Here is a 13,761-nt window from a genome sequence, read left to right on the forward strand (position 1 = left end):
CTGTTGCTATCCGGGCATGACCCGCTGCCGACGGCGCAGCACCGCCGCGCCGACCAGGGCCGCCGCGGCCAGCGCGGCGAGCGCCACCTCCGGCCACCAGCCGAGGCGGGTGGCGAGGGTGCGTCCGTCGTCGAGCCGCAACTGCCGCACCACGACCTCCCGGGTGTTGAACCCGGTGGCATCGCTTACCCGCCCGTCGGGTGCGACGAACCCGGACACGCCGACCGTGGAGGCCATCAACGCCGGACGGCCGTGTTCCACAGCGCGCAGCCGCACCATGGCCATCTGCTGGCGGGCCTCCGCCACGTCGAAGGTGGCGTTGTTGGTCTGCACCACCAGCAGTTGCGCGCCGCCGGTGACGGTGTCGCGGACCACCTCGTCGTAGGCGACCTCGAAGCAGATCACGTCACCGAGCACGGCGGGGCCGGCGCGTACCACGCCCGGGGTGCTTCCCGGCACGAAGTCGTTGCGGATCAGGTCGACCTGCTTGCTGACCATCCGGGCCACGTCGCGCAGCGGCACGTACTCGGCGAACGGCACCGGGTGCCGTTTGGTGTACAGCTGGTCGAGGTCCGCGCCGGTGCCGGGATGCCACAGGATGCCCGCGTTGCGGACCTCTCCAGGGCCGGGGCCCAGCAGCACCGCGCCGACCAGGATCGGCGCGCCAATGGCGTCGGCGGCCTGGGAGATCCGGGCACCGGCGGTGGGGTTGCGCAGCGGGTCGATGTCGCTGGAGTTCTCCGGCCACACCACAAGGTCCGGTTGGCGCTGCTGCCCGGCGGCGACGCGACCGGCCAGCTCGATGGTGGCGTCGACGTGGTTGTTGAGCACCGCCTGCCGTTGGGCGTTGAAGTCCAGGCCCAGCCGCGGCACGTTGCCCTGCACGATCGCCACGGTGACGCCTGCGCCGGACCCGGCGTCGGCGACCGGAACCAGCAGACCCCCGACGGTCAGCGCGACGGCCACGACGGCCGGTACGGCCGCCGGCGACCACCGCCGCGCGGGCTCGGTGGTGTCGGCGGGCTGAGTGGTGTCGGCGGGCTCGGTGGTGGGCGGCTCTGCGCTCGCGTCGCCGCCGGTGGGGTTGGTGAGCGGGGTGGGGCGCAGGGTGGCCCAGAGGTGCCAGGCGGCGGTGACCAGCAGCCCGCCGACGAGCGCCACGGCGAACGTCACCAGCGGCGCGCCGCCCAGCGCGGCCAGGCGCAGCAGCGGGGAGTCGTCCTGGCTGAACGCCAACCGCCCCCACGGGAACCCGCCGAACGGGGTGCGGTCGCGCAGCGCCTCCTGCCCGACCCAGAGCAGCCCGGTCAGCGCCGGCCACGCCCAGCGGCTGCGGTCGGCAAGCGGTGACACCCAGGCGGTGGCAGCGCCCAGCAGCGCCAGGTAGCCGGCCTGCAGCAGCGACAGCAGCACCCACGGCAGGTAGCCGGTGTGCAGGTTCGTCCAGGCCAGCAGCGGGGCGAAGAGCGCCACCCCGGTCAGGAAGCCCAGGCCGGCGCCGGCGCGCAACCGCCGCCGGTGCGCGGCGGCGGCCAGCAACGCCACCCCGACGGGCGCGAGCGGCCACACCCCGTACGGGGGGAACGCCACCAGCAGGGCCAGCCCGGCGGCGATCGCCAGGGGAACCGCGACCCGTAGCGGTAGGGGGCGACCCGCGACGACCGGCGCGTTGATCACCGTGGGGGCGGGGGTGCCATCCTGGTCCAGCATCGTCACCGCAGCTTCACCTCGATCACCCGGCGAAGGCTACCCGGCGCAGGGTCCCGTCGGCCTCATCGGGCGGTGCTGAGATCGGGTGGGAGGAGCACACGGGTGCCGTGGGACATGAAATCGGGGCGCGGCTCGCGCCGCGCCCCGATGCTCCCAGGCCCTTCCCGGCCGGTGTGGCGAGGATGGGGCACGACGACCTTCGGACCGACCGGACGCGGACTGGCTGCCCCCGCCGGGCCGTTGTCTACTGGCCGTGCACCTCACCCTGCCCGTACACCGGTAACCGCGGCCGGTTCGCGCCGCCCCGCCGACCCCCGCCCGCTGGACCTGGCCGCCGCGACGATGACGCTGAAAAATGTCGCTCGGCCAGCGGACGAAGGGACGAAGCGAACAACAGCCGCTTCCCGTGGTAGGACTCAAAGACGGTACGTGCCGACCCCCGTCGGTTGTCAACCCGCAGCCGGCCTGTCGTGTGTTGCGCCACGGCGTGTCGGGTCGGCGTGTCTCAATGCGTGCGCAGATGGTGACGCAGCAACGCCTGCGCGGCCCCCCGGTGCTCCTCGGCGAGCAGCCCTCCGGCGGCCAACACGTAGTCGGCGTCGACCACCGCGGCGGCGGCGCGCGGCAGCGCCCACCCGCCGGCGTGGTCGGCCAGGACCGCCGTCAGCACCTGCCCGGACACGTCGGTGGGCGCGTGCCGCAGCACCCCACCGGAGCCCACCAGCAGCCGCACGTCGCGCAGGTCCCGACCGGCCCGCTCACCGGTCGCGGCGCCCCGGGCGTGCCGGCGCAGCGCCACCGTCGCGGCGAGGGTCGCGATGCGCCGGTCCACGTCCCGCTGCACGTCGTCGACGGCCAGGAACGCCGGGTCGGCCGCCCGGCGCGCCGCGGCGGCCGCCAGGTCGTCGGACTCGTCCACGGACAGCAGCCGCTCCTCGGCGGCGGCGCGCACAACCCCGGGGGCGCTCCACCGCATGCCCAGATCGCCCTCGACGGTGCGGGCCCGCCAGAGACTGCCGGCGACCTCCCGGCCCGGCCCGGTGGCCCGCTCGTCGGGCGTGAGCACCGAGTACACGTCGGTGGTGGCCCCACCCACGTCGACCACGGCGAGGTCACCACCGATGGTGTCGGCGAGCACCTCCACACCGGTGAGCACCGCGTCGGGGGTGGCCGCCCGCACCAGCCGCGCGAACCGGGCGCCCCTGGACAGTCGTTTACCACCGATGACATGACGCAGGAACACCGCGCGGATCGCCGCCCGCGCCGACGCCGGGGCGAGCACCCCGATGCGCGGCAGGACGTTGTCGGCGCCGGTGACCGGCACCCCGGCGTCGCGCAGCAGCCCGGTCAGTTGATCGCGCACGTCGGCGTTGCCCGCGTACACCACGGGTCTGCGCCACCGGGCGCGGGCCAGGCGGGTGGCGTTGTGGGTGATGGTGTCGGTGTCGCCGCCGTCGGTGCCGCCGACGAGCAGCACCACGTCGCATCGGGCGGCCCGCAACGCCGTCAGGTCGGCCGCGCCGAGCCGACCGGCTGCGACGTGCACCACGTGCGCGCCGGCGGACAACCCGACCCGGCGGCCGGCCTGCGCGGTGACCAGCGGCTCGTAGCCGATCACGGCCAGCCGCAGCCCACCGCCGGCCGACGAGCACACGTACCAGGGCACGTCGCGGACCCCGAGCCCGGCGGTGGCCGCCGCGACCGCGGCGTCCAGGCCGTGCAGCACGTCGGTGCCGACCGTGGTGGGCGCCGACGCCGCGCCGGCGAGGACACCGGCGGCCAGGTCCACCACCGCCACCTTCGTGTACGTGGAGCCGACGTCCGCGCAGACCGCCAGGGTCACGAGTTTCCCTGTTCGCGACTGCGGGGCTCGCAACCCCTGCTCACTCCTCGCGACTCACGCTGGCGGCGGGGACGACCACGGTGCCGGTCGCGGTGACCGCCACGATCGGCGGGTCGAGGACCTCGGCGGCCGACGCGGAACGGTCCGGGCGGCCCCGGCACACCACCGCGCAGCTCAACTCCAGGGTGCGGCTGCGGGTGCCCACCCGCGACACCTGCGCGGTCACCTGCACCACGTCGCCGGCGTGGATGGGCGCGTGGAACCGCACGTCGGAGTACCCGGCGAACAGGCCCTCGTCGCCGTCGGTGTGGATGCACACTTCAGTGGCGACGTCGCCGAACAACCCGAGGGCGTACGCCCCGTCGACGAGGTTGCCCGCGTAGTGGGCGTGCGAGTACGGCACATACCGCCGGTGCGTCACCGTCAACCCGAGCCGTGCGTCGGTCATGCCATCGCCTTCCGTTGCGTGATCAGGGCGTGCACGAGGTAGCTGGCCACCTCGCCCGGAGTGGTGCCCCGACCGAAGATCCGGTCCACGCCCAACTCGTCGGTCATCGTCTCGTCGAAGCGGGGACCGCCGACGATCAGCAGCGGCCGCCGCCCCGCCGGCATCGCCTCCCGGAACGCGGCGGACATCTCCCGGGTGTTGTGCAGGTGCGCGTCGCGTTGGGTGACCACCTGCGACACGAGCACCGCGTCGGCCTTCTCCGCCCGGGCGGTCTCCACCAGCTCCGGCACGCTGACCTGCGCGCCCATGTTGGTGACCTTCAACTCCCGGTAGTACTCCAGGCCCTTCTCCCCCGCGATGCCCTTGACGTTGAGGATCGCGTCGATGCCCACTGTGTGCGCGTCGGTGCCGATGCACGCCCCGACCACTGACAGCTTGCGTCGCAACCGCTGCTTGATGACCGTGTTGACGTCCTTCGCCGACAGCAGCGCGAAGTCCCGTTCCACCACCTGCACGGCGTTGAGGTCGACCAGGTGGTTGACCCGCCCGTAGACGACGAAGAACGTGAACCCGTCGCCCATCGGTTTGGCGTGCACGACCATCGCCGGGTCGATGCCCATCTTGTTGGCCAACTGCACCGCCGCGCCCTCGGCGCGCTTGTCGTGGGTCACCGGCAGGGTGAACGACACCTGCACCATCCCGTCGCCGGTGGTGTCCCCGTACGGGCGCACGATCGCCTTGCTGCTCATGCCGCCGCCTCCAGGATGTCGGTGGCCGGGTTGCAGTAGTCGGCCTCGTGCGCGGCGACCCCGGAGAGGCCCTTGCCCCGGTCTGCGGGCCGCTTCATGATCCCGAAGGTGCCCTCGGCGATCGCCGTGAGCAGCGTCTGCTCCCCGATGCGTTCCAGCAGGTCCAGTGCCTCACCCAGGACCTGGTTGGCGCGGCGGCGGATGAACCCGCCCGGCGCGGGCACGAAGTCCTCGTGCAGCCCACCGGCCGCGCCCAGCACGTAACGCACGTTCTGCAGGGCGATGTCCCGGTCGGACAGCCACGGCGTCACCACCGCCTCGGTCATCATCCCCACCAGCAGGATGCCCTGACCGGTCAGCGCCCCGGCCAGGTTGAAGAACCCGTCGAGCAGGTTGCCCCGGAACACGTCACCGGTCATGTGTTTCGTCGGCGGCATCCACTTCAACGGCGCGTCCGGGAACAGTTCCCGGGCCAGCAACGCGTGCGCCAGCTCCAACCGGAACGACTCCGGCACCTCCGGGTTGATCTCGAACGCGTGCCCCAACCCCAACTGCCAGTCCGCCAACCCCGCCTCGTGGGCGAAGAACTCGTTGAGCAGCTGCGACACCGTTACCGTGTGCGCCTCGTCGACCGCGTCGGCGGTGGTCAGGTAGTTGTCCTCACCGGTGTTGATGATGATCCCGGCGCGGGCGTGCACCTGCCGGGAGAACCGCTGGTCGACGAACGTGCGCACCGGGTTGATGTCGCGGAACAGGATCCCGTACATCGAGTCGTTCAACATCATGTCGAGGCGTTCCAACCCGGCCAGGGTCGCCATCTCCGGCATGCACAGCCCGGACGCGTAGTTGGTCAACCGCACGTAGCGGCCCACCTCTTTCGACGACTCGTCCAACGCCGCGCGCATCAGCCGGAAGTTCTCCTGCGTGGCGTACGTGCCGGCGAAGCCCTCCCGGGTCGCGCCCTCGGGCACGTAGTCCAGCAACGACTGCCCGGTGGAACGGATCACCGCGATCACGTCCGCGCCGGCCCGCGCCGCCGCCTGCGCCTGCGGAATGTCCTCGTAGATGTCGCCCGTCGCCACGATCAGGTAGATCCACGGCCGCTGCGCCGGGTCGCCGTGGCGTTTCACCAGACGGTCGCGCTCGGCGCGCCGCCGGTCGATGCGCCGGATACCCGCGCCGACGGCCTTCCGCGCCGCCGCCCGGGCGGCCGTAGCCGCCCGCCCGGTGGGCTGGGTGAACCGCACCGAACCGGCGGCGGCCTTCTGCGCCAGCAACGTCACGTCGGTGCTGCCCTCACGGACCAGGGCGTCGAACACCGGCACCGCCACCCCGTGGCCCAACCCCACGTCCACGGCGACCGCGTCGACGAGCCGGTTCACCCACGGAATGCCGTCCGGGTCGGCGCCGGTCACCCCGGCCAACCGCAGGACCGCCCGCTCCACCGACACCGTGGTGTGGCTCCGCGCCAGGTCCACCACCGGCTGCCCGGCCCGACGCGCCAACTCCCGCGCCCGCGTCACCAGCACCGGATCAAGATCAAGCTTCCCGGTCATGACGACCCTTCCTCATAGATGACCTCACCGCGCAGCACCAGGCGCCGACACACCGGCAGCGGCGTCGGGTCGTCCGGACCCCGCAACTCCGGGTCCTCGGCCAGCAGCACCGGCAGACCCCGCTGCACCCCCGCCGGCGTCGACCACACCGCGAACGTCGCCGGCGCACCCAGCGCCAGGACCCCCTCGACGTCCAGGTGCACCGCCCGCCACCCGCCACGGGTGTGCGCCGCGAACGCCGAACGCACACCCATCCGCTGCGCCGGGTTGTGATGCGCCGCCGCCGCCCGCACCGACCCCCACGGGTCCAGCGGCGTCACCGGCGAATCCGACCCGAACGCCAACGCCACCCCCACCGAGTGCATGGCACCCATCGGGTTCGACTTGAACGATCGGTCCAACCCCAACCGCGTCTCGTACATCCGGCCCGCGCCACCCCACAACCGGTCGAATGCCGGCTGCATGCTCGCCACCACCCCGTACTCCACGAACCGCGCGATCAACCGCTTGTTCATGATCTCCGCGTGCTCGATGCGGTGCCGGGCCGCCCGCAACCGCTCCACACCCACCGTCCGCGCCGCCGCCGCGAAACCGTCCAGGACGGTGCCGATCGCCGCGTCACCGATCGCGTGGAACCCGCCCTGCATGCCGTGCGCCGCGCAGTCCAACAGGTGATCGCGCACCTGCTCGGTCGACAGGTACCCGTGCCCGCAGCCGTCACCGTCGCCGTACGGCTGCGACACGTGCGCCGTGCGCGACCCCAACGCCCCGTCGGCGAACAGGTCCCCGCCGGCGCCGACCGCGCCCAACTCCCGGGCCCGCGCCGCGCCACCCAACTCGCCCCAGTACCCGTACACCTCCGGCAACCCGGCACCGGAGATGCCCAGCAGACCGGTGAAGTCCTCCTCGTCGGAGATCTGCGGACCACCGCACTCGTGCACCGCCGCGATGCCCAACGACGCCGCGTGGGCCAGCGCCACCCGCTGGGCCGCCACCCGCTGCGCCCGACTCACCGACCCCTGCGCGGCCGCCCGCACCACATGGTGCGCGTCGCGCCGCAACCATCCCGACGCGTCGTACCCGGCCGCCCGCTCGGCCTCGGGGCAGGCCGCCAGCAACGCCGACGACACCAACGCCGAGTGGATCGACGCCTGCGACAGGTACACCCGCCGACCACCGGCCGCCCGGTCCAGCGCCGCCGCGTCCGGCAACGTCGCATCCGACCAGGCCGACTCGTCCCAACCGTGCCCCAGCACCACCGCGTCCGCCGGCAGACCCGCCGCGAACCCGGCCACCGCGTCGAGCAACTGCCCCGCCGACCGGACCCCGGACACGTCCAGCCCGGACAACGTCAACCCGGTGTCGGTGGCGTGCACGTGCGCGTCGACGAACGCCGGCGTCACCAACGCCCCGCCCAGGTCCACCACCCGGTCGGCCGGCGGCGCGTCACCGTCGGTCCCCAACCAGGCAATTCGCCCACCGGACACCAGCAGCGCGGTGGCGCTCGGGTCGGCGGGGCAGTGCAGCACGCCGCCGCGGTACAACGTCGAGGGGTTCGTCATGACCTCAGTCTGCCGCGACCCGCGCCGCGAACAGCTGACGCACCCCGGGCTCGGCCCGCAGCAGCCCCAACGCCAACTCCGCGTGCCCCGGCACGTACCCGTTGCCCACCAGCATCGTCACGTCCGCCGCCAACCCCTCCGCGCCCAACGCGGCCGCGGAGAAGCTCGTCGCCATCGAGAAGAAGATCACTGTGCCGCCGTCCGCGGTCGCCAGCACCGCCCCGTGCTCACACCCCGGCACGTCCACGCACACCACGGTCACGTCCGCCGGCACACCCAGCGCGGTGGTCACCGCCGTGGACAACCCCACCGGGTCGCGCGCGTCGGCCAACGCCACGTCCGACGCCAGGCCGGCGGCCGTCAGCGCGTCGCGCTCCGCCGCCACCGGCACCACCCCGACGGTACGGGCGGCGCCCGCCCGCCGCGCCGCCGCGAGAGACAGCGACCCGCTCTTACCGGCCCCGCCGATCACCGCGACCCGCACCGGCGTCGGATCACCGGTACGCCGACGCTCCTCGACATAGCGCGACACCACCCGGGCGGTCAGCGCGGGCGCCCCGCACACGTCCAGCACGGCGAGGGACAACTGCGGGTCCTCGTCGTCGGGCAGCACCGCGGCGATGGACCGCGCGAACAGGATCGCCCACCCGTCGCAGGGCACCTGCTCGCTGCGCCCGTCCCAGCGGGCCAACCCGTCGGTGATCACCAGCGGCGTCAACGTCAACGACACCAGGGTGGCGACCCGCTCCCCCGCCCTGAGCCCCAGCGGGGACCGCCGACCGGCCTCCTCGACCGTGCCGATCAGCATCCCACCCGACCCGGTCACCGGGTTCTGCATCTTCCCCCGGGTGGCGATGATCTCCAGCACCTCGGCGCGGACCGCGTCACCGTTCCCACCGTGCTTCTCCGACAACTGCCGGAAGCTCGCCGCGTCCAGGTTCAGCCGCTGCACCCGGATCCGCACCTCGTTCGGCGCGATCGCCGCCGACGTGTCCAAGCGCCAGGCCGCCTGCGGCAGCACCCCCGCCGGTTGCACGACGCGGTGCAGTCCCACCGGTGACGTCACGCCAACCTCCCCTGCCCAGCCGCCCGAAGCCCCGGTCAAGGCTCGCGTAACGGGAAAACTTACGGCAGACTAGTTTCTGTACCGAATATTTTCCAGTAGCCTTCGGGCCCGTCGAACATCCGCAACACCGAGGAGGGGCCGTGACCCAGACCCAACCGGTTGAGACCATCCCTCAACCCCGTCACGCCCCGGTCGCCGCACCGACCGCCGGGCAGCCCTACGAATACCACCGCCGCCCCCTGGTCGAACCCGACTGGACCCGCTTCCCCGGCTGGCGCCACGTCACCCGCGACCAGTGGGAATCCGCCCAGTGGCAGCGCGTCAACTGCGTCAAGAACATCAAGCAGCTCCGCAACGTCTTCGGTGACCTGATCGACGACATTTTCTACGCCGACCTCGAGGCCGACCAGAAGGCCCTGGCCACCATGTCCATGCTGGTGCCACCCCAGATGATCAACACGATGGTGCCGTTCGCGACCCCCACCACCGAGGCGCTGCTCGCCGACCCCATCCGCCGCTACATGATTCCGGTCGCCTCCGACCGACGCACCGACTGGCCCTCACACCCCTACGCCAGCCGCGACAGCCTCCACGAACACGACATGTGGGTCGCCGAAGGGCTCACCCACCGCTACCCCACCAAGGTCCTCGCCGAACTGCTCTCCACCTGCCCCCAGTACTGCGGGCACTGCACCCGGATGGACCTCGTCGGCAACTCCACCCCCGCCGTCGACAAACTCAAACTCACCCTCAAGCCCGTCGACCGCTACGACGCCCACATCGCCTACCTCAAGGCCCACCCCGGCGTCCGCGACGTGGTCGTCTCCGGCGGCGACGTGGCCAACGTCCCCTGGCGCAACCTCGAGTCGTACCTCATGCGGCTGCTGGAACTGGAGACGGTCCGCGACATCCGACTCGCCACCAAGGCCCTCATGGGCCTGCCCCAACACTGGCTGCAGCCCGACGTCGTCGAAGGCCTGGAACGCGTCGCCCGCACCGCCGCCCGACGCGGCGTCAACCTCGCCATTCACACCCACGTCAACCACGCCCAGTCGCTCACCCCACTGGTCGCCAAGGCCGCCCAGACCGCCCTCGACGTCGGCGTCCGCGACGTCCGCAACCAGGGCGTCCTCATGCGCGGCGTCAACGCCACCACCCCGGAACTGCTCGACCTCTGCTTCGCCCTGCAAGGCGAAGCCGGAATCCTGCCGTACTACTTCTACATGTGCGACATGATCCCCAACGCCGAACACTGGCGGGTCCCGGTCTGGCACGCCCAGCAACTCCAGCACGACATCATGGGCTACCTCCCCGGCTACGCCACCCCCCGCATCGTCTGCGACGTCCCCTTCGTCGGCAAGCGCTGGGTGCACATGCTCACCGACTACGACCGCGAGCGCGGCATCTCCTACTGGACGAAGAACTACCGCACCTCCATCGAATCCGCCGACCTGGAGGCGCTCAACAAGCGCTACGCCTACTACGACCCGATCGACACCCTCCCCGCCGACGGCCAGCAGTGGTGGGCCGACCACCGCGACGACTGACCACCGTCAGGCACGGATACCGGCGAGGGCGAGGCCCGCGACCCTACCGATCACCCGGGCGCTCGTCGTCGCCGGCAACCGCCGTAGCGACGCGATGGCCAGCAGGCCGGCCCGGACGTCGTCAACATCGACGCCGTCGCGCAGCACACCCGCCGCCCGCGCCCGCACGACCAGCACGTTCAACGCCTGCGCGTGCTCCCGCCGCTCAACCTGGAAAGCGGCACTCACCTCACCCGGACCCAACAACGCCTCGTTGAGCGCCCGGTCATGGATCTGCCGCTCGGCGAACTCGCGCACCACCCCCGACAGCGCCCGCCACGGATCCGGGTCGTCGAGCGCGCGGCGCATCCGCACACCGCAGTCCTCGACACGCTCGGCCAGGACCGTCGCGACCAACTCCGTACGCGTCGGGAAATGCCGGTACAGGGTCGCCACACCGACCCCCGCCCGTCGCGCCACCTCCCGCATGGGCACCTCAAGCCCCGCCGACGCGAACGCCTCCCGGGCCGCCACCACCACCCGATCACGGTTGGACCGGGCATCGGCACGCTGCATCTGAGACATCTCCGACCGGCCCCCTCTCACTTGACCCCACAGCGGAACACCCGCTCCGTTTCCGGCCTACGGTACGACCACCACCACGTCACCCTAGGCAGAGGAGCCCGCTGATGTTCGCCGTGCAGTACGACCGGTTCGGCGGTCCCGAGGTACTCCACCTCGACACCACCGACGCGCCACGGCCCCGGACCGGCCAGATCCGCATCCGCGTCCACGCCGCCGGGGTCTCCCCCGTCGACGTCGGCCTCCGCTCCGGCCGCACCCCGATGAGCGCCCAACTGCCGCTGCCACACATCCCCGGCGTCGACGCGGCCGGCATCGTCGACGAGATCGGCGACGACGTCGACGGCGTGACCCTCGGCGACCATGTCTTCGGCATCGTCGAGCTGGCCACACTCGGCGGCGCCAGCGCACAGTTCGCGGTACTGCAGCTCTGGGCGCACAAGCCCACCACCATGCCGTGGGCCCAGGCGGGCGCGGCGGGCACCAGCATCGAGACCGCCACCCGGGCCCTCGACCTGCTGGACCTACGCCCCGGCATGACGCTGCTCATCGACGGCGCCGCCGGTGGCGTCGGCAGCATCGCCGTCCAACTCGCCGCCGCCCGCGGCGCACACGTCGTCGGCACCGCCCGCGCCGACAACCACGATTTCCTCCGCCACCTCGGGGCCACACCAGTCACCTACGGCCCCGACCTCACGAGCCGCCTCGACGCCCAGGGCGTGACCCGGATCGACCGCGCCCTCGACGTCGCCGGCGCCGGCTCCCTGACCGAACTGCTCGACCTCACCGGCGACCCGACAGCGGTGCTCACCCTGGCCGACTTCACCGCCCCCACGCACGGCGTCCGCCTCTCCATGGGGCAACTGGCCGGCGAACCCGACGGCCGCCACGGCCTGCCCGCCGCAGCCGCACTCTTCACCGAGGGCCGGTTCACGGTGCCGATCGAAGCCGCCTTCCCGCTTGAGAAGGCGGCCGACGCACACCGGACGGCCGAGCACGGACCCCGCCGCGGCAAGATCGTCCTGACCGTCGACGACGTGCGGGAAGGCTGAATCTCAGGCGCCGGCCAGCACCTCGGATAACGGCGTCGGCGCCAACCCCCGCTCCCGCAACCCGGCCAGGATGTGCGGCAACGCCTCATCGGTCATCGCCGCGTTCGCCTCGGTCACATGCATGATCACCACCGACCCGGGGCGGACGTGGTCCAACACCGCCCGCACCAACGGTTTCCACGCCGTCGCGAACGGATCACCGCTGACCACGTCCCCGTCGACCACCGTCACACCCAGCGGCGCCAACGCGTCAAGCGCCGCCGCGTCGTGGCACAACCCCGGGAACCGGAAGTACCGGGTCTGCCGACCCCCGTACGGCTCGATCACCTCGAACGTCTTCGCCACATCGCGGGCCAACTGGTCGACCGGCAGCCGAGGCAGGTCATAACAGTCAGCGGTGAACGCCGCGTGCCCGTAGGTGTGGTTGGCCAACTCGAAGCGCGGATTGCCGGCGATCCGCCGGGTCACGTCCGGATACCGCTGCACCCACTTGCCGGTCAGGAAGAACGTCGCCGGCACCCGCTCCCGCTCCAACAGGTCAAGGATGCGCAGGTTCGCGTACGACGTCACCCGGCCGGCACGCAGGCTGGCCAGCATCCCGTCGGTCATGTCCGCGTCGAAGGTGAGCGCCACCTTGGCCCCGGTGCGCGGCCCGTGATTCACGACTGGCGCCCTGGTCCCCACCCGCGTCGCCCCCGGGACAGCCTGCGGGGTGGCGGAAGCCGTTGGCGTCGGAACCGCAGGCGCTGACGTGGTGCTGGCCGACGGCACCGCCGCAGAGGCGGACGAGCCGACGAAGACCGGCTGCTCCGTCGGCGGCACCCGCGACGCCGTGCACCCGACACCGCCGACAAGGCCCACCACAACCAGGACGCCACACCACAACTGGCGAAGCCGGGGTCGGATCACGCCGCAGATCATCGCAGACGCGAAAGGCGCTCACTGCCCCGCTCTGCCCCGCCGATCTTGCAGTTTCAGCGCGGGACAGGGACAGGGACAGGGACAGGGACGGGGTTACGCGGGGGTGCCGCGCGGGGCGTACATGATGACGGCCACGCCGAGCAGGCAGAGCGCCGCGCCGGTCACGTCCCACCGGTCCGGGCGGAAGCCGTCCACCACCATCGCCCAGCCCAACGACCCGGCCACGAACACCCCGCCGTACGCGGCCAGAATCCGGCCGAAGTTCGCGTCCGGCTGGAACGTCGTGACGAAGCCGTAGCAGCCCAGCGCGACCACACCGGCCGCGATCCACCACAGCCCGCGCTGCTCCCGCCAGCCCTGCCAGACCAGCCAGGCACCGCCGATCTCGGCCAGCGCGGCCAGCGCGAACAACACCAGGGATCGCAGCACGGTCACCTGCCGACACTAGCCGCAGCACACGACGGGTCCCCGAGCGGCAGTGCCACCCGGGGACCCGCGGACCGCTCAGGTCACTTCGTGAAGGAGTCCTTCACGTTGCGACCGGCGTCCTTGACGTTCTGACCGGCCTGCTTGGCGCGCGCGTCGCTCTGCTGGCTGGCGCCCTCGCCACGCATCCGCTCGTTGTCGGTCATGTCGCCGACGCGCTCCCTCGCGGCGCCGGCCATCTGCTCAGCCTTGTTCTTTGCCTTCTCGGTGAAGCTCATCTCGCCTCCTCGGTCTGGCGGTTGTCCCGGCTCGCTTGCCCG

At 72.3% G+C, this 13,761-nt stretch carries 13 protein-coding genes; 2 read left to right on the forward strand and 11 right to left on the reverse strand.

All coding sequences use genetic code 11. The annotated features are described in order from the left end of the window. Positions 1-6: 6 nt before the first annotated feature. From lnt to ACQP0U_RS16140, 7 genes are all read right to left on the reverse strand, one after another. Positions 7-1,710, reverse strand: a complete 1,704-nt coding sequence (lnt, locus tag ACQP0U_RS16110; RefSeq protein WP_433320892.1) for an apolipoprotein N-acyltransferase — start codon at positions 1,708-1,710, stop codon at positions 7-9. Between the two features lie 505 nt (positions 1,711-2,215). Further along, positions 2,216-3,553: a glutamate mutase L gene (locus ACQP0U_RS16115; protein ID WP_433320365.1), complete on the reverse strand. Its 1,338-nt coding sequence runs from the start codon at positions 3,551-3,553 to the stop codon at positions 2,216-2,218. A 40-nt stretch (positions 3,554-3,593) separates the two neighbouring features. Next, on the reverse strand, positions 3,594-4,001 hold the full coding sequence (locus ACQP0U_RS16120; RefSeq protein ID WP_355430701.1) for a hotdog domain-containing protein: 408 nt from the start codon (positions 3,999-4,001) through the stop codon (positions 3,594-3,596). Then, positions 3,998-4,750: an OAM dimerization domain-containing protein gene (locus ACQP0U_RS16125; protein ID WP_433320369.1), complete on the reverse strand. Its 753-nt coding sequence runs from the start codon at positions 4,748-4,750 to the stop codon at positions 3,998-4,000. Before ACQP0U_RS16125 ends, ACQP0U_RS16120 begins: the two co-directional genes overlap by 4 nt. After that, on the reverse strand, positions 4,747-6,306 hold the full coding sequence (locus tag ACQP0U_RS16130; protein WP_433320372.1) for a lysine 5,6-aminomutase subunit alpha: 1,560 nt from the start codon (positions 6,304-6,306) through the stop codon (positions 4,747-4,749). Before ACQP0U_RS16130 ends, ACQP0U_RS16125 begins: the two co-directional genes overlap by 4 nt. Continuing rightward, positions 6,303-7,868, reverse strand: coding sequence for an amidohydrolase (locus tag ACQP0U_RS16135; protein ID WP_433320375.1), 1,566 nt, complete (start codon positions 7,866-7,868; stop codon positions 6,303-6,305). Before ACQP0U_RS16135 ends, ACQP0U_RS16130 begins: the two co-directional genes overlap by 4 nt. Before the next feature lie 4 nt (positions 7,869-7,872). Further along, the gene (locus ACQP0U_RS16140; protein WP_433320895.1) at positions 7,873-8,922 is read right to left on the reverse strand and encodes a zinc-binding alcohol dehydrogenase; all 1,050 of its coding nucleotides are present in this window, start codon (positions 8,920-8,922) and stop codon (positions 7,873-7,875) included. Positions 8,923-9,074: 152 nt separating this feature from the next. Here ACQP0U_RS16140 and ACQP0U_RS16145 point away from each other — a divergent pair, with 152 nt between their 5' ends. Further along, positions 9,075-10,481, forward strand: a complete 1,407-nt coding sequence (locus ACQP0U_RS16145) for a KamA family radical SAM protein (RefSeq protein ID WP_433320378.1) — start codon at positions 9,075-9,077, stop codon at positions 10,479-10,481. Between the two features lie 6 nt (positions 10,482-10,487). On the opposite strand, the gene ACQP0U_RS16150 is transcribed toward ACQP0U_RS16145, so the two are convergent. After that, the gene (locus tag ACQP0U_RS16150) at positions 10,488-11,036 is read right to left on the reverse strand and encodes a TetR/AcrR family transcriptional regulator (protein ID WP_433320381.1); all 549 of its coding nucleotides are present in this window, start codon (positions 11,034-11,036) and stop codon (positions 10,488-10,490) included. 113 nt (positions 11,037-11,149) lie between these two features. Here ACQP0U_RS16150 and ACQP0U_RS16155 point away from each other — a divergent pair, with 113 nt between their 5' ends. Beyond that, positions 11,150-12,094, forward strand: a complete 945-nt coding sequence (locus tag ACQP0U_RS16155; protein WP_433320384.1) for an NADP-dependent oxidoreductase — start codon at positions 11,150-11,152, stop codon at positions 12,092-12,094. A 3-nt stretch (positions 12,095-12,097) separates the two neighbouring features. Here the strand turns inward: ACQP0U_RS16155 and ACQP0U_RS16160 are convergent, their stop codons facing one another. From ACQP0U_RS16160 to ACQP0U_RS16170, 3 genes are all read right to left on the reverse strand, one after another. Next, positions 12,098-12,757 (reverse strand): polysaccharide deacetylase family protein, encoded by a 660-nt coding sequence (locus ACQP0U_RS16160; protein WP_433320387.1) that lies wholly within the window; start codon positions 12,755-12,757, stop codon positions 12,098-12,100. A 351-nt stretch (positions 12,758-13,108) separates the two neighbouring features. Beyond that, the gene (locus ACQP0U_RS16165; RefSeq protein ID WP_433320390.1) at positions 13,109-13,450 is read right to left on the reverse strand and encodes a YnfA family protein; all 342 of its coding nucleotides are present in this window, start codon (positions 13,448-13,450) and stop codon (positions 13,109-13,111) included. Positions 13,451-13,524: 74 nt separating this feature from the next. After that, entirely contained in the window at positions 13,525-13,719 is a 195-nt protein-coding gene (locus ACQP0U_RS16170) for a CsbD family protein (RefSeq protein ID WP_196926602.1), read from the reverse strand. Positions 13,720-13,761: the final 42 nt, after the last annotated feature.

The organism is Micromonospora sp. CA-269861 (assembly GCF_050948505.1).
Lineage (GTDB): Bacteria > Actinomycetota > Actinomycetes > Mycobacteriales > Micromonosporaceae > Micromonospora.